This is a genomic window from Bradyrhizobium sp. SZCCHNRI3043 (genome assembly GCF_032377735.1).
Taxonomy (GTDB): domain Bacteria; phylum Pseudomonadota; class Alphaproteobacteria; order Rhizobiales; family Xanthobacteraceae; genus Bradyrhizobium.
Map to the genome: position 1 here is coordinate 1 of NZ_JAUHID010000011.1, position 21,730 is coordinate 21,730.

Consider the following 21,730-nt stretch of genomic DNA (forward strand, 5'->3'; position numbering starts at 1 on the left):
CAACGCGGCCATCGCATCCCCACCTCGCGTGTCGTGACGATCGCGCGCTACGCCCCTCTGCGGTGAGGCGGGATGCGGGGAGATAATCATGATTTCCGATAAAGCGCAAGGTATTTATATTTTTCGGAAGCTAACCGCATTGCCTCTCGCCTTGTGGCCCAGTTCAAGAACGGGGCTGACGTGCTGCCTTCGATGGAGCAGCAGGAGACGCCGCTTGTGACGGCGTTCGACGCCAACGGTTGGATCTACCAAACCTGGACCTATAACAGGCACGACGTCGGCACCACGCCCGGCTTCGACGGCGACACCGCCAAGGCGCTGGCGTCGATCAAGGCCAAGACCCTGATCCTCACCGGTACCAAGGACCTGCGCAGTCCCGAGTTCGAGTCGATCGAGACGGGGCAGATCAATTTCTGGATGGTGTGGCCGAAGGCGGGCAAGCGCTTCCACTATCACGCGCGGATGCCGAAGGGGCGGACGTATTGAGTTGGGTGTCTCGCCGAATCAATTGAGGCGGCACGCAACGTGTCAAACGGTGAAACCCGTTTGTACGAAACAGCAAAGCACGATCGAGCACAGGACTCGACCGCCTTCCACGCAATTAGACTGCTTCCGGAAAACCCCGGGTCAGCTCGCTTCATCGGTTTCAGTATCGGTGCCAGCCAACAAGTCCAATAGCGCGAGAAAACTTACCGACCTCGATGTTAACTGATAGCGGAGTTTTTCCCCCTTGTGCTCGATCCGCTGGGCAAACTCAGGCACCGCCTTGAGAGCTCGATTTGTATTGTATTTTCGAACTGGAGCTCCGACTTTGCCGGTTAATTTGGAGATCTCCTCGCATGTTGCTGAAAGTCCGATCTTTTTGAGCGCGCGAAGCGTTCTATGTAGCTCGCTTAAGTTGTTCGCCGAGTTCGGTCGGCGTGCGCGGGGTGTAGTCGTGATCTGGTCAATTGCATCTCTGATTTTGCTGCAATACTGTTCTCGGCCACTGTCATTAGTAATAACGATTTCGGCGATATCGTTCGCAATACGCATAATCCCGAACTTCTTTTGATTCTCATCTTCATTTAGAAAAGCCTTTGACGTCGAAAAATCTCCATCGCGAGCTCTACGAATGTGTCGTTCAAAGCGAATCCTCGAGTCGGCGTCGATGAGTACGATGCGAGCCGCTGGAAAGCGCCGCTTTAGAAGCAAGAGTTCCTCTGGCGTCCGTAGTCCGGTGACTACGCTAAGTCTAGAGTCGTCCTTCTCAATATATTCAGCGATTTTGCGAGCAACAATGTCCCAGCCCATTTCACTCAGAAAAGCTAGAGCCTCATTTGAATCACTTGGTATGGCGCCCGATTCCTGGCCTATTCCTCGAAGTACCGTACTGGCCTCGTAGACCCGCACTGAGTCGTAATTTGCCATGTAGTCACTAAAGGTTGTCTTTCCGGAACATTTCGCGCCAACGACTAGTATGACGTGACGAGGAGTCTCCTCAATCAGAGAGAGCTGCTCCGGTCCAAAACTTACGGATTTTCGAGTCGTATAGAAGTTTGGTCTGAGATTGACCGCGGCGTTGAGTTGTTCCAGTGTTCGAAGGAGATCAGTCAAGGCTTTTGCGCGGAAATCATAATGGAGAGACTCTTCGAACTCCATTTCTCCCAAGCGCTTTTCCGAGCCGTGGGGGATGATCCAGCCGTTGAAGGTGTGAGGAGTCAGCCAAGGATATTGAACTGATACATCAAATCCCGGCGGACTATCGGCTATTTCTCCCGAAGTCTCGCCGTGAAAGAATAGCGGTGCTGGCAGTGTGGGAATATAAAAAGCAATGTCGGAGTTTACCTTAGCTCTTCGGTTATTGCCCTTCCTCCTCAACTCCCGATCGACCGCATCAAATGTTGTTTGCGGAAACCATTCCTTGACGCCAAGTCCAGGAAAGTCTTCGCTGCCACTGAAGGCGTCAATTCGAACCGAAGTGTCCTCCACAAAGAAAATCGATCGTACTCCAAATTCGGCCTTAACTTGATTTACGGCTCGAGTTAGTAAGCCAGTGGTACCTAGTTGATAATTTTCATCGTATGGCTCATTCTTCCCCCGGAAGTGCTTTAGCTCGTAACCGTGTCTCATAAAGAGTAGGCGCGCTTGCAGCAGCTTTTCTGTATTGGAGGTGTAGAAGAATACGTTGAGTACACGATCGTACTCGAAGGCATTCCCATAGTTGGGGCGTTGGCGTTTCATGATGACTCAATTGAGAAGCCGTCGTTGCTTCCTAAGAAGGTGCCAAGATATTCTGAGTTTGTTCGTTGGCAAATTTCTACTATGCTTTCGCGTGCGCCGTCGTCATGTTTCTCAGAAATGCAATAGATCAAAGGACCTAAGCTACTCAGGCCGACGGCGGCCCCGGGCAGAGCCTGAAGAGCGACGAATGTCTGAATTGTGCTTTTCGATTGGACGCCGAGTTCCTGGTACTTGAGACCAACGGAGTGCACTCCCTCAAGGGAGACTTTTAGTAGAGATAGATCGTTCATGCTAACAGCTGGAACGACTCCGTGGTACACGAAAGACATGGTCTGAAGCGCGTCATCTGCCGAGATCGGAGTCTTCGACTTAAAAAAATCGATCTCATTCGAGCCAGCGAAAGTGGTTGTGCCTGCCAAAACAAGACTTACTACCCACCGGTCCGGAAAGGACCATCGAGCAAGCATGGGAGGCGGCTGGTTGGGCTGTTGAACTGCTCCAGACGGTAAAAATGCTCGTGGCTGAATTGGTGGATGTCCTCCGTCCCAGGCGAATCCGCCGCAGAAGAAGAGATTTACGCCAATCCCAGATGCTCCGCCACGTCCTGATAGTTTCCGAATCTCAGTCGATGAAAGGCCGAGGTCCTTTAGTCTGTCTACCGCAGCAATAAGAGAGAGAAGGAGCGTCGTCTTAGTTCCAAGCCCGATATGTTGCTGTGGGACTTTCTCAAGCTCGGCCGTAAATCCTTCGGCGCCTCGCGCTACCAGTCGGCATATTGTTTCGTCTATGTCATGGAGCGCCCGAGCGTCGAGAGAGGATGTGCCAATCAACTGTATTCGATCCGAGTCTTCAACTAGCCAGCGTGTGACCGGGCCGGTGAGCGAGAAGCCTACGCCGCAATAACTTCTCGCGGAGATGCCTGCGAGATCGACTAGGCAAATATGAATTCGAGGGTGGGCGGTTATTCGCAAGCGCATCTTAGTCGGCGATTGGTCTGCTAAATTGATCGTTCTCCCAAAGATGGTCAAAATGTCCCCTGATCGAGTCGTAGAGGAAGCCCCCTTTTCTCACGAGCAGTGTTGGCATATTGCGACTTTGGCTTGCGATCAGATATGGTCCCCAAAACAAGTCGTCATCGACACGGAAGATGTTTATCGAGGGAAGAGCTCTTAGGAGCTTTACTTGAAACTTAGATCTGTTGAGATTCGTCGACCGTCGGATGGTTGTCGCGAACGCTTCTACATCTCTCTTTATCTCCCCGTCGTTGTTTCCTTCTTCCTTGTCCCTCAATGAGGCCAAGTTTATTTCGATTGACGGAAAGTCTGGGTCTAAGAGAAGTATTCGGAAGCTCGTGTGAGTTGAGAGCTCTTCGAATTTGCTTCCGTAGTCTTCGCGGAAACTGGCTAGTCCAAATCCCAAAATGTCGACTTCTTTGGCTCCGCGTAGTCTCGAATGATATTCTTCTCGAATGCTAATAGACCTTGTTGGAAAGATGCGGCGCAGGCCGGCGGCTGCTATTAGGTCGAGTCGGTCCTTCATGTCTTGAGAGACATACACGTAAAGAAACAGTACCTCTCCTGCGATGCCGCTTGCGATGAGCGACCCCCCAATTCCTAGTAAAATGTCCGGATGGTCAAATTGGCGCGAGACCACAGTAAGGAATATGCCGACGACCAATATTACGACATGGCTGAATATCCAGAACAGATTTGACGGAACTAACAACTTCATCGACATTTCTTCTCTAAGAAAATGCCTGAATATACTTGAAGTAGACGGGCTTGCTAGTGCGCGTTCTGGGCGATACGCCCGAAATCCCCATATTTAGCGATAATGGGGTAACCTAGATCCCCGTAAAATCACGGCTCATCGCTTCTTCCACCCGCCGCGCTTTCCCGGCGCGCCACCGGTCGAGCGCGGAGCCGGACCGAATTCGCGGCCGGACTCGCGGGAGTTGGTCGGCTGGATGATCTTGCTGCGGCCGCCGAACGGTTTGGGCGGCAGCTTGGCGTTGGGGCGGTAGGGCAGGGATTCCGGGCCGTGCATCTCGTCGAGATGGGCCTGGCGACTTGGCCTCCGCTCGATTGATCGTTTAACCCGTGACGTGAAGCTCTAGGCCGGCTTGCTTCTGCAGATAGCCGATCACACTAAAGAGGTTCCTGGCTTGCGGATTTCCTTGAGGTCCGAACATGCGGATCAAGCTCTTGGGCGGTGTATCGATCGCTTCGCCCAGTTTCTCGAAACCCACAGTTGCCTTGATGTAGTCCCGCAGGATGACCTTTCCTGTTTCCATGTCGCCGCTGAGCATCGCGTCGATCCCCTCGCGAAGCAGCGCTTCGGCAAAGGTCTTGTCTGCCTTGGCTTGGCTCTGAACCAACTCCTTGAAGCTTTTGGTCTTTACCATCACTCGTCTCCGCTCAGCGTCGTCCAAGTTTGCTCGACTTGTAGTCTCGCCAATATCCCCGCGCTGTGTCGATATCGCGTTGCTGTCGCTTCTTCGTACCGCTCGTCAAAAGGATCACCAGCGTTTCGCCATCGCGGCCGAAATAGACCCGATAACCCGGGCCGAAGTCGATTCGATATTCCAACACGCCTTCTCCGACGGATTTGACGTTGGAGAAGTTGCTCTGCTCCATGCGGGCGATTGCGCGGGCGACTTTGGCGCGGGCAACCGCATCTAAATCCGCAAACCAATCAGCGAATGGCTCACCGCCATTTGCACTGACGTAGTAGCGGATTTCGGTCATCTTCTATGGGTAACATATGTGTTACCCATGCGCAAGCTATGGCAGCTAGGACGACTTCCGGTATCACCGCTTCTTCCACCCACCGCGCTTGCCCGGCTGGCCGCCGGTCGAGCGGGGGGCGGGGCCGAATTCGGGGCCGGACTCGCGGGAGTTGGTCGGCTGGATGATCTTGCTGCTGCTGCCGAATGGCTTTGGCGGCAGCTTGGCGTTGGGGCGGTAGGGGAGGGATTCCGGGCCGTGCATCTCGTCGAGATGGGGCTTGTGGACCTTGGAGCCGCTGCGCGAGCCGCCGCTCATGATATCGTCGAGGGACGGCACGAGCGGGTCGCGGGGCTTCACCCCACCCCGGCCGCCTTTGGCGGCCGACCCTCCCCCTCCAGGGGAGGGTGAAGAGGAGCCGCCTCGCGAAGACGCGCCGCCGCGGCCCTTCATCGCTGCTGTCGGGAGGTTGGCGGCGTCGCCGTATTTCTTGGCGCCGGCGTAGGCGCCGGCCTTGCCCTGGACGGTGCGCTGCTTGGCGGTGGGGTCGTCGACGACGGCAAGCTCGGTGGCGCGCAGGCGCTTGACCTCGTCGCGCAGGCGGGCGGCTTCCTCGAAGTTCAAATCGGCGGCGGCTTCGCGCATGCGGGTTTCGAGATCGGCCAGCACCGCCTCGAAATTGTGGCCGATCGAGATGACGTCGTCGGTGGTGGTGCCGCCGCCGGTCTCGATCAGCACGTGGTCGCGCTCGTAGACCGAGTTGAGGATGTCGCCGATCGACTTCTTGACGCTCTCCGGCGTGATGCCATGGGCCGTGTTGTATTCGACCTGCTTCTCGCGGCGGCGGTTGGTCTCGGCGATGGCGCGCTCCATCGAGCCGGTCATCTGGTCGGCGTAGAGGATCACCTTGCCGTCGACGTTGCGCGCGGCGCGGCCGATGGTCTGGATCAGCGACGTCTCGCTGCGCAGAAAACCTTCCTTGTCGGCGTCGAGGATCGCGACCAGCGCGCATTCGGGAATGTCGAGGCCCTCGCGCAGCAGGTTGATGCCGACCAGCGCGTCGAACGCGCCGAGGCGCAAGTCCCGGATGATCTCGATGCGCTCGATGGTGTCGATGTCCGAATGCATGTAGCGGACGCGGATGCCCTGCTCGTGCAGATATTCGGTGAGATCCTCGGCCATGCGCTTGGTCAGCACCGTGATCAGCGAGCGATAGCCGGCCTGCGCGGTGGCGCGGACCTCGCCGAGGAGATCGTCGACCTGGGTGCGGGCGGGGCGGATGTTGACCGGCGGATCAATGAGCCCGGTCGGGCGGATGACCTGCTCGACGAACACGCCGCCGGCCTCGTTCAGCTCCCAGCCGCCGGGGGTCGCCGACACCGCCACCGTCTGCGGCCGCATCATGTCCCACTCCTCGAAGCGCAGCGGGCGGTTGTCCATGCAGGAGGGCAGGCGGAAGCCGTATTCGGCCAAGGTCGCCTTGCGGCGGAAGTCGCCGCGGAACATGCCGCCGATCTGCGGCACGGTGACGTGGCTCTCGTCGGCGAACACCAGCGCATTGTCGGGGACGTATTCGAACAGCGTCGGCGGCGGCTCGCCGGGCAGCCGGCCGGTGAGATAGCGTGAGTAGTTCTCGATGCCGGCGCAACTGCCGGTCGCCTCCATCATCTCGATGTCGAAGGTGGTGCGCTGCTCCAGCCGCTGCGCCTCGAGCAGGCGGCCCTGCGCGTGCAACTGGTCGAGCCGGATCTTCAGCTCCGACTTGATCGACTTCATCGCCTGCACCAAAGTCGGGCGCGGCGTCACATAATGCGAATTGGCGTAGACCTTGATGAACTCCAGCTCGTCCTGCTTGTGGCCGGTGAGCGGATCGAACTCCTCGATATTCTCGACGGTGTCGCCGAACAGGTTCACGCGCCAGGCGCGGTCCTCATAGTGCGCCGGGAAGATGTCGATGACGTCGCCCCGCACGCGAAAGGTGCCGCGGGTGAAATCGTGCTGGGTGCGCTTGTATTGCAGGGCGACGAGGTCGGCGATGAGCTGGCGCTGGTCGATGCGCTCGCCCTTCTTCAGCGCGAAGGTCATCGCGGTGTAGGTCTCGACCGAGCCGATACCGTAGATGCAGGACACCGAGGCGACGATGATGACGTCGTCGCGCTCGAGCAGCGCGCGCGTCGCCGCGTGGCGCATCCGGTCGATCTGCTCGTTGATCGAGGAATCCTTCTCGATATAGGTGTCGGTGCGCGGGACGTAGGCCTCGGGCTGGTAGTAGTCGTAGTACGAGACGAAGTACTCGACCGCGTTGTCGGGGAAGAAGCTCTTGAACTCGCCATAAAGCTGCGCGGCGAGCGTCTTGTTCGGCGCCAGGATGATGGCCGGGCGCTGCGTCGCCTCGATCACCTTCGCCATGGTGTAGGTCTTGCCGGAGCCGGTGACGCCGAGCAGCACCTGTGTGCGGTCGTTGCGTGCGATGCCCTCGACCAGCTCCTTGATCGCCTGCGGCTGGTCGCCCTTCGGCTCATAGGCCGACTTGATCTCGAAGCGGACGCCGCCTTCCGACTTCTCGGGGCGCGGCGGCCGGTGCGGCGTCCACACCTTGAGCGAGCCGTCGTCCTTGCGGAACTCGGGACGGCCGTCGCGGATCAGCGACTCCAGCGCTTCCGCCGTGGCCTTGACGCCGAGCGCCTCCATCTTGTTGCGCGGCGGGCGGGCGAGGGCCTCCTCGTCGTCCTCGGCCGTGGGCAGGCCAAGCTGCCGCGCCAGCTCGGGATCGAGCGTCGGGATGGTGGCGGCGGTGCCGTAATTGGCTTGCGGCGCTTCGGCGAGGCCTGACTCGCCAGCGTTGTCAAAGGGCGCGTCTGCATGCGCTGCGGCGCTCCCTCCCCCCTTGTGGGGGAGGGGTGGGGAGGGGGGTACTCCGGCACGAGCTGTGTCTGAGTCGTCGGCCAACGCGGGAGGGGACTCAGGTCGCGCCGCCACGCTCTCCTCCTCTCCCCCTTGGGGGGAGGAGGCGGGGGTGGATTCACGGGCAGTGTTGCTTGGGGCACCCCCCTCCCCAGCCCTCCCCCACAAGGGGGGAGGGAGCGCAGCGTCCTGCTGGGCTGAAGCTTGTGACGTGTCACGGACGGACGAACGCCCTCCCACCGGCTGCGGATTCGGCCGCAGCGGGATCGGGCGATCGGACGTGTCGCCGGTCGCAACCTCAGCGCTCTTGCCGCGCGTCGACGCCCGCGCGCGGTGCGCGGCGGCCTCGCCGCCGCTGCGGCGGTCCCAGGAATTGTCCGGCGGAGGCTTCAGTCCCGTTGAGGAACCGATGCCGCTCTCGCCGCGGTTGATGGCGGGATTGAGCAGCTCGGCGAGCGCGGGCGCGATCGGCTGCACGTCGGGCCGGTGCGCTTTCGATTTCGGAGTTCGGCCAGGCTTCTTGGGGGTGTCGGGGGTCTTCGCCATGGCCCGAATATGGGACGGATGACGCCGACTTGAAAGAGTGATCGGGCGCCGCGCAGCGGCCTTGCTGACAGCATGGTGGCAGCAGGACGGCCCGAGATGCGCCTGCACGCGGAAGGCCACACGAGATCAGCGAGCGACTCGCGAGCCGTGGCGCGCGCGATGGCGCTCCAGCGACCCCTCGCTGCGGTTCAATGCCGGGTCGGCTGCTCGACGATGTCGAGATGCACGCCGTGGCAGGCGACGCATTGCAGGGCCCAGTACTCGGAACCGCCGCGGCCGTTGATGACGCTCAGGACGCTCAGCTCGGCATCGCAGTCCGGGCATCGCGTACGCACCGAATAAGCGAGGAGTTTGACGGCAGGCTCAGCCATGAATTGCAGTCCGCATTACGAATACACTCGGCATTTCGAATTGGCGTTTGGATTGTTGGCTTGGAACCGTCTGGCCGCGCGGATGGACTCTCGGGGACTTCACTCTCGAAGATTGTTCCACGTCGCGCTATCCGTCTTTTCCCGGGGGGCGGTCGATATCCTCCGTTGCATGCTCGAAGCGACGGCCTATCAGTTGGCCGTCGTCAGTCCCACCGCTTGCGGAAGCGGTCGATGTGGCTCTTGGCATCGGCGATCGCCATGTCTGCATCGGACCAGGCAAAGCCGACTTCGAGAGACGGGAACGAAACACCATTGATCACCACCGGGGTCATGTCCGCGCGGCGGATCCGCGCGTGCCACAAGCCGCGTCCTGCTTCGAACGGCTCGATGGCGAAGTCTTCGTACAAGTACGTCATTGCGCAGTCCTGGATGTTCCAAACTGCAACAACAGCATGAGTTTGTCCGGGCATTTGTGAACAGGTTCACACGTCAGCGTCTTTTTTGATCGCGTCCCTCCGCTGAGAATTCCGGGTCGCGGGTTGCGACGCTGCGCGCATGATCCAGCGCCGGAACGCGGCGAAATCACGTTGGCCGGCCTGGAAATGGCGGTAGACAAGATACCAGCGCTCGCCTTTTGGGACGGTCAGTGCGAACGGTGCAACCAGCCGTCCTGCCGCGAGGTCATCGTCGATATAGGGACGGATGCCCATCGCGACGCCGAGCCCGTCGATCGCGGCCTGCAGCGCATGCCCGTAATACTGGAACTCGGTGCCGCGCGCGCTGACGCGGGTGACGCCCGCGGCCTTCAGCCACAGCGCCCAGTCCTCGGCCGCATGCGACACTCGCAGCAGGCTCGGGCCCTTGAGGTCGGCCGGTTTCTTCAAGGTCGCGGCCAGCCGTGGCGTGCACACCGGCACGAGATCGGCGGCGAACAGCGGCTCGGCGACGAGACCCGGCCAGGCGCCGTGGCCGAGCTTGATGCCGCAGCTCCAGTCGTCGCCGAACGGCACCGCCGCCCCGCCGGTGGTGATGCGGACCTCGATGTCCGGCTGCTCGGTGCTGAAATCGGCGAGCCGCGGGATCAGCCATTTCATCGCGAAGGTCGGACCGACGCCGAGCGTCAGCACGCGCATCGACGACGGCGCCATGATCTGCGCGGTCAGGCTCGACAGCGCATCGAAGATCGGCGTCAGCCCGCTCTGATAGGCGCGCCCCGGCGCGGTCAGCGCCAGGCGGTTGGCCTTGCGCTCGAACAGCACCACGCCGAGCCGCTGCTCGAGCAGGTTGACCATGCGGCTGATCGCGGCGGCGGAGACGTTGAGCTCGCTGCCGGCCGCGGCGAAGCTGCCGGTGCGCGCAGCCGCCTCGAATGCCTTGATGCCGTTGAGGAACAGCAGCCGTCTCATCGAGCCCTCAGGAAAACTGATGGAGGGCAAGATAACTCGGTTTGTGCGGCCGTCGCCAGTGCGACAATCTGCATGGCGAGGAGATCAGCCATGACACCAGCCCTGATTGCAGCGCTCGGATTGCTGATGGTGGCGACGGCGTTCCTGTCGGGCCTGTTCGGCATGGCGGGCGGGCTGATCCTGATCGGCGTGCTCTTGGCGATCATGCCGCTGCCGGCGGCGATGGTGCTGCACGCGGCGACGCAGATGGCGTCCAACGGCTGGCGCGCCGTGCTGTGGCGCCGGCACATCCGCTGGCGGCCGGTCGCGGTGTATCTCGTCGGTTGCGCGCTGGCGCTCGGCCTATGGTCCCTGGTGCGCTACGTGCCTGACAAGCCGGTCGCGCTCCTGCTGCTCGGCGTCACCCCGTTCATGGCGCGGCTGATGCCGGCCGGCCTCAGGCCCGATCCGGACAGCGTCTGGCAGGGCGCGATCTACGGCACGATCTGCATGGGGCTGATGCTGATGACCGGGGTGTCCGGGCCGCTGCTCGACACGTTCTTTCTCGGCGCGCGGTTCGACCGCCGCGCGATCGTCGCCACCAAGGCGACGTGCCAGGTCGCGAGCCACCTCACCAAGCTGATCTATTTCGGCGGCATCATCGATCAGGCCGCGGGCCTCGATCCCGTGCTCGCGCTCGTCGCCGTCGGAGCGTCGATGCTCGGCACGAGCCTGGCGCGGCGGCTGCTGGAGGCGATGAGCGAGCAGCAGTTCCGCACCTGGGCCCACCGCATCATCACGGCGGTGGCGAGCTACTACATCCTCTATGGCGGCTGGCTGCTGCTGGCCGCGCAGAGCTCGGCGGCGGCAGAGTGAGGCGAGCATGGCCGTATCGGCAGACCCCCTGGTGCTCGACTTCGTCGAATGGATCGCGCGCGCGCCGCGCAGCCATGCCGAGGTGGTGGCGACGTGGCGAACGAGCTGCCCGCGGCTGACGGTGTGGGAGGATGCCGCCGATCTGGGCTGTGTCACGCGCCAGGCGATCGCGGGCGTCGGCATCTTCGTCATCGTCACCGACGCCGGCGCGCAGCTGTTGCGCGACAACGGCCGCGTCGCGCGCTAGAACGGTCCGGACTTGGAGGAAAGACCGGGAATGGCAGTGAAGCTGTATGAACTCGTCGGGACCGATGCGGGCCGCCCATTCAGCCCCTATTGCTGGCGCACGCGGATGGCGCTGGCGCACAAGGGCCTGAGCGCAGAATCGATTCCGTGGCGCTTCACCGAGAAGAGCGCGATCGCGCCGCATGGATCGGAGAAGGTGCCGGTCATGCTCGACGGCGACCGCGCGGTGGCCGACTCCTGGGCGATCGCCAACTACCTCGAGGACACCTATCCGGACCGGCCGTCACTGTTCGGCGGCGCCGGCGGCCGCGCGATGGCCCGCTTCCTCAATGCCTGGGGTGACATCGCCATCGTCGGCGGCATCTTCCCGCTGATCATCGCCGACATTCCGAAGAACCTCGCCGCCGAGGATGCCGACTATTTCCGCAAATCGCGCGAGGCGCGGTTCGGCAAGAGCCTCGAAGAGGTCATGGCCTCGCGCGACCAGGCGGTCATCGGCTTCCGCAGGTCGCTGGAGCCGCTGCGGCAGACCTTGAAGACGCAGGCCTTCATCGGCGGCGATACGCCCGACTATGCCGACTACATCGTGTTCGGCGGCTTCCAATGGGCGCGCGTGGTGAGCCCGTTCCGGCTGCTGGAGGAGGGCGACAGCGTCCATGCCTGGCGCGAGCGGCTGCTCGATGCGTTCGACGGGCTGGCGCGCAAGTCGCCGGGCCACCCGGTCTAGAAACGCGGCGGCCGGCGCTCGCGCCAGGCCGCCAGCCCATCGGTGAGATCGCGGCTGCCGACCAGGCTCGCGAACTGCTCGCTCTCGACCTGCAGCCCTTCGCCGATCGCCATGTTGAGCCCGCGCGTCGCGGCGGTGATGATGCCGGCGATGGTGTCCGGCCCGTGGCGGATGATGCGCTGCGCCAGCGCGCGCGCCGCCGGCAACAGCTCGTCGTGCGGCACGACGGCGTTAACGAGGCCGATCTCCAGCGCGCGCTGCGCCGGGAAAGCGTCACCGGTCAGCAGCAGCTCGAGTCCGCGCTTGCGGCCGACCAGCCGCGGCAGCCGCTGCGTGCCGCCGAAGGTCGGCGGCATGCCGAGCCTGATCTCGGGCTTGGCGAAGCTGGCGCGCTCGCTCGCCACCGCAAGATGCACGGCCTCGGTGATCTCGCAGCCGCCGCCGAAGGCGAGCCCGTTCACGGCGGCGACGACCGGCTTGCGGAACGCCTCCAGCCGCGCCGTCATCGCCTGGCCGCGCCGCACGAAGTCGCGCAGCGCCGCGGCGCGCCCCTGGCGGACGCTTGCGGTGAATTCGTCGATGTCGGCGCCGGCCGAGAAGGCGCGTTGTCCCGCGCCGGTGAGGATCACGGCCCTGACGCCGGCATCGGTCTCGAAGCGGTCGAGCGCGGCCATCAATCGATCGATCAGCGCGTAGCTGAGCGCGTTCAGTCGCTCCGGCCGGTTCAGCGTGATCGTGGCGATGCGGTCGGAGATGTCGAGCAGGATGAGGTCGGTCATGGCGTCTCGCAGGCTGGCGGTTGGAGCAAGCGAAGACTAGGCGTCGCGGCAGCCGAGGTATATTCACTGGTTAGTATACATTGACCGAGACCGAGCGCCGCCATGCCCCGATCCTCCGATCCCACGCCCGCCCGCATCGTCGCCGCCGCGAGCAGGCTGTTCTATGCCGAAGGCATCCGCGCCGTCAGCGTCGATGCGGTGGCGGAAAAGGCCGGCGTCACCAAGAAGACGCTGTATTATCATTTCCGCAGCAAGGACGATCTCGTCGCGGCCTATCTCGCCGCGCGCGACCAGCCGAACCTGGAGCTGTTCAAGCGCTGGTTCGACGAGACCGAGGGCGCGCTGCCCGACAAGATCGCCGGGATATTCAATCAGCTTGCGCGCGCCGCGCGGCATCCGAAATGGCGCGGCTGCGGCTTCCTGCGCACCACCGCGGAGCTCGCCAATCTGCCCGGCCATCCCGCGATCAGGATCGGCGCCGTCCACAAGAAGAAGTTCGAGGCCTGGCTGCAGGCGATGTTCGAAGAGCAGGGAATTGCCGAAGCGGGCGAGCTCGCGCGGCAGATGCTGCTCCTGCTCGACGGCGCGTTCGCGGTCGTGCTGCTGCATCGTGACGCCAGCTACATGGAGACCGCGGGCGCGGCGGCACGGACGCTGGTCGCGGCGGCGCTGCCAAAGGGGAGGCGATATGCTTCCCGCAGGACCGTCAGCCTGCGCAGCCGCGTCCCCTGACCCGCTCGCCGCGAACGATCGTCGCGACCATCTGGCTGGCCATGCCGTCGAAATCGGACGGCTTGATGTAGCCGGCGGCGTAGGCTTCCTGGGTCAGGCGTTCGATCCGGCGATCCTCGGCGGTCGTCCAGACGCCGGCGATGTAGGCGGCGCCCGCCGGACCATAGGTCTCGGGATAGCGCTCGTTCTGATTCTGCCGATGATAGTAGTAGTGGTTGAGGCCGCTGATGAAGCTGTCGCGCTTGGCGCCGCAGCGGTCGCTCCACGCCAGATCGAGCGCCTTCAGCGCGTCCTGGCGCTGCGAGCGCCGGGCGTCCTCGGTGTATTTCTCGTGGTCCTGAAACTCCGCGCCCGTGACGGGCGGAAACGCAGCCGCCGCACTCGGCGCGTCGGTCAGGAACAGGCGTCCGCCAACCTGCCAGACGAGGATGGCTGCAATGATGAAGATGAGCCGGTTCATGGCAGCGCTCGTTTGCTATCGCCGGTCCCGTTGCGCCTGCCGGATACGGCACACCGACGATTCGTCGGACCAGAGACCGGGTCCGGCGAACATCGGGACGTCCTCGCGCACATCCGCCGGAAAGTCCGCCTTGGTGATCCCCTTCTCGTCGAAGGCTTCGAACAAGGCCTCCTTCACGCGCTGATCGAGCGGCGTGCCGACGCTGTCGGCCGCCTCCTGGAGCGATTTGTCCGTGCAGATTTTTGCACCCCAGAACTGCCGCTTGCAATCCAGCTTGGCGACATAGGCGCGAGTATAGGCCGTCAGTGCGTCCACCAGGTTCTGCTTCATGGTCTTGTCGCATGGCGACAGCTTGTAGGCCGTCGCGGCCTGCAGCGCGTCCATGCGCAACGCGTCGAGCTTGGGATTCTTGTCGCTCTGCGAGGTATGCTCCGCGAGCCACGCCTTGCGCTCGAACTCTTTTGCCTCCGGGCCGCCGAAGGTCCTGTCCACCAGGGGAGATAGAGGCGTCACAACGGCCCCGCTCTCGCGCAAGGGCGCAGCGAGATTTGCCGCGGTTTCAATCGAAGCCGTCCGAGTCATGCCCCGCCACGGTCCATCCGGAAGCGGAAAGCCTCTCACCGCCCAACTCACACCTGCGAACGCAACCAAAAATGCCGCACCTGCGGCGCCAATAAATCGCAACATGAAAGAAGCCCATCCGCCAACGCCTGTACGGTAGTGCGTGCGGGTTAATGCATCCGATAGGGCCGCCGGCGGCGCGCAACGACGTGAACCGATCGTGACCGTCTTCTGCCGCCTTTGAAGACAATGGCTGATGAATTAGCGGCATGGCCGGACGAGCCTGCCGACGTGACGTCATGTCTTGACGGGCAACACCGAACGGCGCGCGAGCAGCGCGATGGCGGCATCGAGATCCGGTAGCACGGCCGCCGCATTCGCCCGCGAATGATCGTTCGGCGGCACGATGTCCGGCACCATCAGGGTGATCGCGCCTGCGGCGTGCGCCGAGGCGACGCCGGGATTGGAATCCTCGATTGCGACGCAGGCCGGCGCGCGCGTCCGTAGCCGTTCCGCGGCGAGCAGATAGAGGTCCGGATGCGGTTTGGCGCGGGTCACATCGTCGCGCGTCAGGACCGCATCGAAGCGGTGGTCGATGCGGGCGAGGCGGAGATGCTCCGCGGCCGTGCTGCGCGAGGACGAGGTGACGACGGCCTTGGGCAGGCCGACCGCGTCGATCGCGTCAAGCAGCGCGAGGACGCCGCGCTTCAGCGGCATGCCTGCCTGCAGGATCTCGATCGTCTTGGCCGCGAACAGGCGGTTGACTTCGACCAGCGGAAAATCGTCGCCGAAATGGTCGCGCAGGGTCTGCTCGTTGTCGGGTCCGGGAATGCCGATCATCGCATGGCAGAGCTCGACGACGCCGTCGCTGTAGCCGAGCGCATTCAGCGCCGCGATCGCAGCTTCGAGATAGACCTTCTCGGTGTCGAGCAACGTTCCGTCCATGTCGAGCAGGACCGCTTCGACGTGCCAGCGCGTCACGATCCCGCCTCCGGTTCGCCGGCCAGCCTCTTGAGGCAGTTGACGCACAGGCAGTCCTTGAACCGGCTTTGTCCGCTCTTGGGCAGCGGCAGGCGCACGGCCTCTTCGAAGCACCAGCAGGAGCCGCCGGGATCGCAGCTGAACTCCGCGCCGCACGACTCGCAGGTGAGTTGCCGCGCGGTCATGTCCGCTAAACGATTTGTCACGTTCGGAGCCACGTCCGACCAGCCCCTTTTCATGTCCGGTTCATCTGCCGGGGCAAGTATAGTGCGTGACAATCTGCCGCGCCATCGCAGTCTGCGGTCGCGGCAACACAGCGTTTCGGGAGCTCCCGCGATGACAGGCTCGAGGATGTGGCATGGCGCGTGATGCTCGAGCGGCTCTTGTTGCATTGAATCGCTTCGGCTTCGGCGCGCGTGGCGGCGCCTCGGGCGATCTCGTCAATGCGGCGTCGGACCCGCGCGGCTTCGTCAAGGCCGAGCTCGGGCGTCCCAATGGAGCGCTCTTGGAAGCGCCGGGTCTGCAGCCGACGCCCGCACTCGCCGATGCCGTCTTCGCCTATCAGGACGAGGTCAAGCGGGCCCGCGAGGCCGCGAAGTCGGAGGCTGCGCCGCAGGAGCAGTCCAGCCCCACGCGCGGCCTGTCCACGAACGGCGCGGACAAAGCCACGGCCGCAACGCCATCGGCGGCCCCAGCAGCCGGCGCCGACCCTGCACCCGCGATGCAGGGAGCGCCGGCAAAGCCCGCGCAGGCTCAGCAGCCGCCCAACGTCGTCCAGAAGACGTTCCGTGCTGAGGCGCTGGCGCGGCTGCAGCGCGCCGTGCTCGCCGATTGCGGCTTCACCGAGCGGCTGGTGGCGTTCTGGTCGAATCATTTCTGCATCTCCGCAGGCAAGGGCGAGCTGGCGCGGATGTGGGCCGGTGCGTTCGAGCGCGAGGCGATCCGGCCGCACGTGCTCGGACGCTTCGCCGACATGCTGAAGGCGGTCGAGCAGCATCCGGCGATGCTGTTCTTCCTCGACAACCAGGAATCGCTCGGACCAGACTCGCGCGCCGGCCAGAACCGCAAGCGCGGCCTCAACGAGAACCTCGCCCGCGAGATCATGGAGCTGCACACGCTGGGTGTCGGCGGCGGCTACACCCAGGAGGACGTAACCTCGCTGGCGCGTATCATCACCGGCTGGAGCTTTGCCGGCCGCAACAACCGCAACGCGGCGCCCGGCAGCTTCGTGTTCAATGCCAATGCGCACCAGCCGGGGCCGCAGACCCTGCTCGGCAAGGTCTATCAGGATGACGGTCTCGCGCAGGGCGAGGCCGCGCTCGCGGACATCGCCCGCCATCCCTCGACGGCGAAGTTCATCGCCACCAGGCTCGCGCGCCATTTCGTCGCCGATGATCCGCCGCCCGCGCTCGTCGCCCGGCTCGAAGCCGTGTTCAAGAAGAGCGATGGCGACCTCAAGGCGCTGACCTTGGCGCTGGTCGACTCCGACGAGGCCTGGTCGGCGCCGCTGACCAAGATCCGTTCGCCCTATGAGTTCCTGGTCGCCGGCGGCCGGCTGCTGGCGCGCGTGCCGGAAGATCCCGGCTTCTATCTCAGTTCCCTGAACACGCTCGGCCAGCCGCTATGGGCGCCCGCAGGACCGAACGGATTTGCTGATATCAACGCGATGTGGGCTGCCCCTGAGGGCATGAAGCTGCGGCTGGACATTTCCGCGCAACTCGCCGCACGTCTCGGCAACAATCTCGATCCGCGCGACCTGCTCGATCTCGTCGCGGGCGATGCGACTTGGACGGAGACGCGGCGCACGATCGAGCGTGCGGAATCGCGCCAGCAGGCGCTGGCGTTGTTGCTGATGTCGCCGGAATTCCAGAGGAGATGACGATGGACCGGATCGCGACCTCGCTGTTGACCTCGCGACGCCATTTGCTGCTGGCAGGCGCGTCCTTTGCGGCCTGGGGCTATCTGCCGAAATTCGCGCGGGCCGCCGGCCAGCGCGACCCGCGGCTGATCGTCGTGATCCTGCGCGGCGCGCTCGATGGCCTCGCCACCGTCGCGCCGATCGGCGATCCCGACTACGCCGGACTGCATGGCGCGATCGCGCTGACGACGGCGGGACCAAATCCGGCGCTGCAGCTCGATTCGTTCTTTGCGCTGCATCCGTCGATGCCGGAATTGGCGCGCATGTATCGCGACAAGCAGGCTGCCGTGATTCACGCGGTCGCGACACCGTATCGCGAGCGCTCGCATTTCGATGGTCAGGACGTGCTCGAAAGCGGCTTCGCCGGTCCTGGCCGCGTGCAATCGGGCTGGCTGAACCGCGCAGTCGAGGCTCTGCCGCGCGGCCCCCGCGTCACGGGCGCGCTCGCGGTCGGTCCGACGGCGCCGCTGGTGCTGCGCGGCGCAGCGCCCACCGTTGGTTGGGCGCCGGTGACGCTGCCGCAGGCCGATGACGACACCGCGATGCGGCTGGTCGACCTCTATGCGCATCGCGATCCCGCGTTGGCGGCTGCATTGTCGCAAGGGCTCAAGCTCGAGAAGGTCGCGGTCGGTGACGACATGAAGCCGAAGCCGGGCGGCAACCAGATCGCGGCGATGCGCCAGGTCGCGCGCGGCGCGGCGAAGCTGATCGCCGCGGAGGATGGTCCGCGCATCGCCGCGCTGGCGTTCGACGGTTGGGACACGCATGCCAATGAAGGTGGTGCGGTCGGTCGGCTGGCGCAGCTCTTGTCGGGTCTCGACGGTGCGCTCGCCGAGTTCGAAAGCGGGCTTGGCCCGTGCTGGCGCGATACGGTCGTGGTGGTCGCAACCGAGTTCGGGCGCACGGCAAGGATCAACGGCACCCAGGGGACCGATCATGGGACCGGGACGATTGCGCTGCTTGCCGGCGGTGCGGTGAAGGGCGGACGGGTGATCGCCGACTGGCCGACGCTGAAGATGGCGAGCCTCTACCAGGGACGCGATCTTGCGCCGACGACGGATCTTCGCGCGGTGTTCAAGGGCGTACTCGCCGATCATCTCGGCATAGGCGAGCACGCGCTCGGCCGCGCGGTGTTTCCGGACAGCGCGGCCGTGAAGCCGATCAAGGGGCTCGTAGCGTAAGGCTCGCTTGCGCCATTTCCTGATCAGGCGTCCTGAAGCCTTTCACATTGCGGCATCAGCGGCCGTCGTCGCAGGCGCATTGCACCGCGAAGTCTGCTACTCCTCGACCTGCGGCATTCATCCCTCAGGAGATCAGCATGTTCATCGCCATGAATCGTTTTCGCGTCGCCAAGGGCTCGGAGGCCGCCTTCGAGCAGGTCTGGCTGTCGCGCGACAGCCATCTCGACAAGGTGCCGGGCTTCGTCGAGTTTCACCTGTTGAAGGGACCGGAAGCCGAGGACCATACGCTCTACGCCTCGCATACGATCTGGGCGTCGAAGACGATGTTCGAGGACTGGACCAAGTCCGAAGCATTCCGCGCCGCGCACCAGCGGGCCGGCGACACCAAGGTGCACTATCTCGGCCCGCCGCAGTTCGAGGGGTTCGAGGTCCGCCAAACGGTGGGCAGCAAGACGTAGGACAAAGCCCACCATTGCGATCCGTCTCCGCGACCCGTCTTGGCTGAGCACGGCCGAGCGGACGCTTGTTTTGCGCTGAAGCGACGCGGCGGCCGACAGGACCCGGACGGCCGCCGGTCGTGCGCCCTCGCAAGCCGCTCGCGCCGGGCCTGCTGGCGTCAACAAGGACGACGCCATAGCGAAGCTCCGGCTGATTCGAGCAGGTGCGACGGTGCGCCGAAGCTGAGCAGTCGTAGCCGTCGGCAGACGCGCAGGCGACGTCAGGCGCTCTCGGGAACTGGAGCCTCACGAGGCTGTTATCGCGTGTCTGAAACAGGAAGCCGAATGTCCGGCAGGGCGGGCAGCGCTGACCAGCGCCCTCGGTCGTTCTGTTCTAGCGAAGGCCGGGATGGTTGCTCGGATCGAGACGAACCTTCCGGCATATGACCACCGGTGCCGGCGACATCGTCAGAAGCTTCCCTCCGTTGCAACGTGCCGCCTTCGTCGACGTTGACAGCCTGACCGCATGAGCGACGTGCGCCGCCCTTCCTCGTTCGCAGAGAGATTCGATGATCATCAGACAGCCGCTCAAGGTCCGCACCCCGGAGGAAGTTCTTGGGCTGATCAGCGCGCTGGCCGTCGCCATTTTTGCGGTCATCATCATCGCGCTGCTGTATTTCGGTCGTGACATCCTGGTGCCCGTGGCCCTGGCCATCCTGCTCAGCTTCGTATTGGCGCCGTTGGTCGCGCAACTGCAGCGGCTTCGTGCCCCGCGCGGACTGGCCGTCGTCAGCGTGGTCGTTCTCGCGTTCGTCGTGATCTTTACGCTGGGCAGCCTGCTCGCCACCCAGCTCACCCAGCTTGCCAGTGAGTTGCCGAACTATCAATCGACGATGAGCAACAAGATCCAGTCGTTCCGCGACACCAAAGCCGGGAGAGGGACGCTCGAGCGTGCATCGGACATGCTCAAGGATCTGGGCAAGGAACTCGACAAACCGAAAGAGCCGGAAGCGGCTCGGCCGCCGAGCGGACTGCGAACGAATTCCTCAGTCCCTGTGACCCCGATCCCGGTGGAGGTCCGGCAGCCCGATCCTGGAGCGCTGGACAGTCTTCGCACGCTGATTTCGCCGCTCATTCATCCGCTGGCGACGACCGGCATCATCATCATCTTCGTGATCTTCATATTGCTTCAACGCGAGGACCTGCGGAATCGGCTCATCCGCCTTGCGGGCTCATCGGACCTGCAGCGCACCACGGCGGCGCTCGATGATGCGGCTTACAGGCTCAGCCGGCTGTTCCTCACTCAGCTCGCCCTGAACGGCGGATTCGGCGTCGTGATCGGCGTCGGCTTGTGGTTCATCGGCATCCCCAGCGCCCTCCTTTGGGGAATCCTCGCCGCAGCGCTTCGGTTCGTGCCCTATATCGGCGCCGTCATCGCCGCGGCGTTTCCGCTTGCTCTGGCGGCAGCGGTCGACCCTGGCTGGTCGATGCTGATTTGGACGCTGGCCCTGTTTCTCGTGGTCGAGCCGTTGCTCGGCCACGTCATCGAACCGATGGTCTATGGGCGCAGCACGGGCCTGTCCCCCGTGGCGGTGGTTGTTTCGGCCGCGTTCTGGACCGCGCTGTGGGGCCCGATCGGGTTGGTGCTCGCGACGCCGCTGACGGTCTGCCTGGTCGTCATCGGACGACATGTGGAGCGCCTGGAGTTCCTCGACGTCATGTTCGGTGATCGTCCAGCGCTGTCTCCTCCCGAGATCTTCTACCAGCGCATGCTTGCGAACGATCCGACGGAAGCAGCCGAGAAGGCAGAGGAGTTCTTGAAGGAGCGCTCGTTGATTGCCTATTGCGACGAGGTCGCGGTGAAGAGGCTGCAATTGGCCCAAGCCGACGCCGACCGGGGGGCGCTCGCCTATGATCGCCTTGCAACGATCCGTGACGCCGTCGCCGAGTTGACCGCCGATCTTTCCGATCAGAGTGATGGTCCGCTGGCGAAACGCGAGACCACCAGCGATCCGGAGGCGGCATCGGCCGTCGACAGCTCGGCCAGCAGTGGGGCCATCGACACGATACCCATCCTCAGCAAGGACAATCTCGCCGAAGGATGGCGGAGCGAGCAGCCGGTCCTGTGCGTGGCGGGGCGAACCCCGATCGACGAAGCGGCGGCGGTGATTCTCGCGCAACTGTCGTCGGCGCACGGGCTGGGCGCGAAGGTTTCAGGGGCGGAGGCGCTCTCGACGGCGAACGTCATCAAGCTCGAGCCCGCAGGTGTCGCGATTGCCTGCCTGATCTATATCGGCAATTCCGGCGTCGCACATATGCGCTACTCCGTTCGTCGCTTGAAGCGACGGCTCCCCAGAGCAAAAGTGATGTTGGTCTGCTGCGCGGCCGACGTCGATCAGGAGGCCGCGAAGGTGCTGCAAGAAGCCACCAAGGCCGATCTGGTCGCGGCGAGCATGGGCGAGGCTGTCAGAATGTGCATCGAAGCCGCGCAGGCGAAGGCTTCTCAGCTGGCACCATTGGAGCAGCAGGACACGACGACGAACGTGGCGTGAGACGCGCCACGTCCAACGACCAGGCCCGACAAAAAAATGCGGCCCCGGTCAGAGACGGCGACTGACGGGGACCGCTGAAACGCGTGACCGGTGACGGGGGGATGATCAGGCGCTCGATGGAGCGT

General features: G+C 63.7%; 23 protein-coding genes and 1 pseudogene. 9 read left to right on the forward strand and 15 right to left on the reverse strand.

Features of this window, described 5'->3' with window-relative positions:
- The first annotated feature begins 180 nt into the window (after positions 1-180).
- Positions 181-486 (forward strand): hypothetical protein, encoded by a 306-nt coding sequence (locus QX124_RS20880; protein ID WP_315798143.1) that lies wholly within the window; start codon positions 181-183, stop codon positions 484-486.
- Positions 487-627: 141 nt separating this feature from the next.
- On the opposite strand, the gene QX124_RS20885 is transcribed toward QX124_RS20880, so the two are convergent.
- The 10 genes and pseudogenes from QX124_RS20885 to QX124_RS20925 all read right to left on the reverse strand — a co-directional run bounded on the left by QX124_RS20885 (position 628) and on the right by QX124_RS20925 (position 10,176).
- Complete coding sequence (locus QX124_RS20885; RefSeq protein WP_315798144.1) at positions 628-2,223, reverse strand: non-canonical purine NTP pyrophosphatase; 1,596 nt, start codon at positions 2,221-2,223, stop codon at positions 628-630.
- Positions 2,220-3,200, reverse strand: a complete 981-nt coding sequence (locus QX124_RS31905) for a beta-ribofuranosylaminobenzene 5'-phosphate synthase family protein (protein ID WP_409997728.1) — start codon at positions 3,198-3,200, stop codon at positions 2,220-2,222. The genes QX124_RS20885 and QX124_RS31905 overlap by 4 nt, the downstream gene beginning before the upstream one ends.
- A 1-nt stretch (position 3,201) precedes the next feature.
- Positions 3,202-3,960, reverse strand: a complete 759-nt coding sequence (locus QX124_RS20890) for a hypothetical protein (protein WP_315798145.1) — start codon at positions 3,958-3,960, stop codon at positions 3,202-3,204.
- 129 nt (positions 3,961-4,089) lie between these two features.
- Positions 4,090-4,281: pseudogene (locus QX124_RS20895) on the reverse strand (hypothetical protein); the annotation flags it as partial.
- Between the two features lie 34 nt (positions 4,282-4,315).
- Positions 4,316-4,627 carry a transcriptional regulator gene (locus tag QX124_RS20900; protein ID WP_315798147.1) on the reverse strand — a complete coding sequence of 104 codons (312 nt, stop codon included), beginning with the start codon at positions 4,625-4,627 and terminating at the stop codon, positions 4,316-4,318.
- Between the two features lie 13 nt (positions 4,628-4,640).
- The gene (locus QX124_RS20905) at positions 4,641-4,970 is read right to left on the reverse strand and encodes a type II toxin-antitoxin system RelE/ParE family toxin (RefSeq protein ID WP_315798148.1); all 330 of its coding nucleotides are present in this window, start codon (positions 4,968-4,970) and stop codon (positions 4,641-4,643) included.
- A 63-nt stretch (positions 4,971-5,033) separates the two neighbouring features.
- Complete coding sequence (uvrB, locus tag QX124_RS20910) at positions 5,034-8,399, reverse strand: excinuclease ABC subunit UvrB (protein ID WP_315798149.1); 3,366 nt, start codon at positions 8,397-8,399, stop codon at positions 5,034-5,036.
- 188 nt (positions 8,400-8,587) lie between these two features.
- Positions 8,588-8,770: a hypothetical protein gene (locus tag QX124_RS20915; protein ID WP_315798150.1), complete on the reverse strand. Its 183-nt coding sequence runs from the start codon at positions 8,768-8,770 to the stop codon at positions 8,588-8,590.
- Between the two features lie 203 nt (positions 8,771-8,973).
- Entirely contained in the window at positions 8,974-9,186 is a 213-nt protein-coding gene (locus QX124_RS20920) for a hypothetical protein (RefSeq protein WP_315733961.1), read from the reverse strand.
- Between the two features lie 66 nt (positions 9,187-9,252).
- On the reverse strand, positions 9,253-10,176 hold the full coding sequence (locus tag QX124_RS20925) for a LysR substrate-binding domain-containing protein (protein WP_315778037.1): 924 nt from the start codon (positions 10,174-10,176) through the stop codon (positions 9,253-9,255).
- Positions 10,177-10,266: 90 nt separating this feature from the next.
- Here QX124_RS20925 and QX124_RS20930 point away from each other — a divergent pair, with 90 nt between their 5' ends.
- Genes QX124_RS20930 through QX124_RS20940 form a run of 3 tightly spaced genes read left to right on the forward strand, consistent with a single transcriptional unit; the run spans position 10,267 to position 12,004 of the window.
- A complete protein-coding gene (locus QX124_RS20930; protein ID WP_315771858.1) occupies positions 10,267-11,031 on the forward strand; it encodes a sulfite exporter TauE/SafE family protein in 765 nt (254 codons plus the stop codon).
- 7 nt (positions 11,032-11,038) lie between these two features.
- Entirely contained in the window at positions 11,039-11,278 is a 240-nt protein-coding gene (locus QX124_RS20935; protein WP_315798151.1) for a hypothetical protein, read from the forward strand.
- Between the two features lie 30 nt (positions 11,279-11,308).
- On the forward strand, positions 11,309-12,004 hold the full coding sequence (locus QX124_RS20940; RefSeq protein WP_315778041.1) for a glutathione S-transferase family protein: 696 nt from the start codon (positions 11,309-11,311) through the stop codon (positions 12,002-12,004).
- Here QX124_RS20940 and QX124_RS20945 read toward each other — a convergent pair.
- On the reverse strand, positions 12,001-12,783 hold the full coding sequence (locus tag QX124_RS20945) for a crotonase/enoyl-CoA hydratase family protein (RefSeq protein WP_315798152.1): 783 nt from the start codon (positions 12,781-12,783) through the stop codon (positions 12,001-12,003). The two genes, QX124_RS20940 and QX124_RS20945, sit on opposite strands and share 4 nt — an antisense overlap.
- Positions 12,784-12,885: 102 nt before the next feature.
- On the opposite strand from QX124_RS20945, the gene QX124_RS20950 reads away from it, so the two are divergent.
- Positions 12,886-13,515: a helix-turn-helix domain-containing protein gene (locus QX124_RS20950; RefSeq protein ID WP_315798153.1), complete on the forward strand. Its 630-nt coding sequence runs from the start codon at positions 12,886-12,888 to the stop codon at positions 13,513-13,515.
- On the opposite strand, the gene QX124_RS20955 is transcribed toward QX124_RS20950, so the two are convergent.
- From QX124_RS20955 to QX124_RS20970, 4 genes are all read right to left on the reverse strand, one after another.
- Positions 13,490-13,975 (reverse strand): hypothetical protein, encoded by a 486-nt coding sequence (locus QX124_RS20955; protein WP_315778044.1) that lies wholly within the window; start codon positions 13,973-13,975, stop codon positions 13,490-13,492. The genes QX124_RS20950 and QX124_RS20955 overlap by 26 nt on opposite strands.
- 15 nt (positions 13,976-13,990) lie before the next feature.
- Positions 13,991-14,557 (reverse strand): hypothetical protein, encoded by a 567-nt coding sequence (locus tag QX124_RS20960; RefSeq protein ID WP_315778045.1) that lies wholly within the window; start codon positions 14,555-14,557, stop codon positions 13,991-13,993.
- A gap of 276 nt (positions 14,558-14,833) precedes the next feature.
- Positions 14,834-15,517 (reverse strand): HAD family phosphatase, encoded by a 684-nt coding sequence (locus QX124_RS20965; RefSeq protein ID WP_315798154.1) that lies wholly within the window; start codon positions 15,515-15,517, stop codon positions 14,834-14,836.
- Positions 15,514-15,735, reverse strand: a complete 222-nt coding sequence (locus tag QX124_RS20970) for a cysteine-rich CWC family protein (protein ID WP_315784232.1) — start codon at positions 15,733-15,735, stop codon at positions 15,514-15,516. Before QX124_RS20970 ends, QX124_RS20965 begins: the two co-directional genes overlap by 4 nt.
- Positions 15,736-15,875: 140 nt before the next feature.
- Between QX124_RS20970 and QX124_RS20975 the strand changes: the two genes are divergently transcribed.
- From QX124_RS20975 to QX124_RS20990, 4 genes are all read left to right on the forward strand, one after another.
- On the forward strand, positions 15,876-17,396 hold the full coding sequence (locus tag QX124_RS20975; RefSeq protein WP_315798155.1) for a DUF1800 domain-containing protein: 1,521 nt from the start codon (positions 15,876-15,878) through the stop codon (positions 17,394-17,396).
- The gene (locus tag QX124_RS20980) at positions 17,393-18,616 is read left to right on the forward strand and encodes a DUF1501 domain-containing protein (protein ID WP_315798156.1); all 1,224 of its coding nucleotides are present in this window, start codon (positions 17,393-17,395) and stop codon (positions 18,614-18,616) included. The genes QX124_RS20975 and QX124_RS20980 overlap by 4 nt, the downstream gene beginning before the upstream one ends.
- Positions 18,617-18,753: 137 nt before the next feature.
- Positions 18,754-19,074: an antibiotic biosynthesis monooxygenase gene (locus QX124_RS20985; protein ID WP_315784129.1), complete on the forward strand. Its 321-nt coding sequence runs from the start codon at positions 18,754-18,756 to the stop codon at positions 19,072-19,074.
- A 548-nt stretch (positions 19,075-19,622) separates the two neighbouring features.
- Complete coding sequence (locus QX124_RS20990) at positions 19,623-21,605, forward strand: AI-2E family transporter (RefSeq protein ID WP_315798157.1); 1,983 nt, start codon at positions 19,623-19,625, stop codon at positions 21,603-21,605.
- Positions 21,606-21,730: the final 125 nt, after the last annotated feature.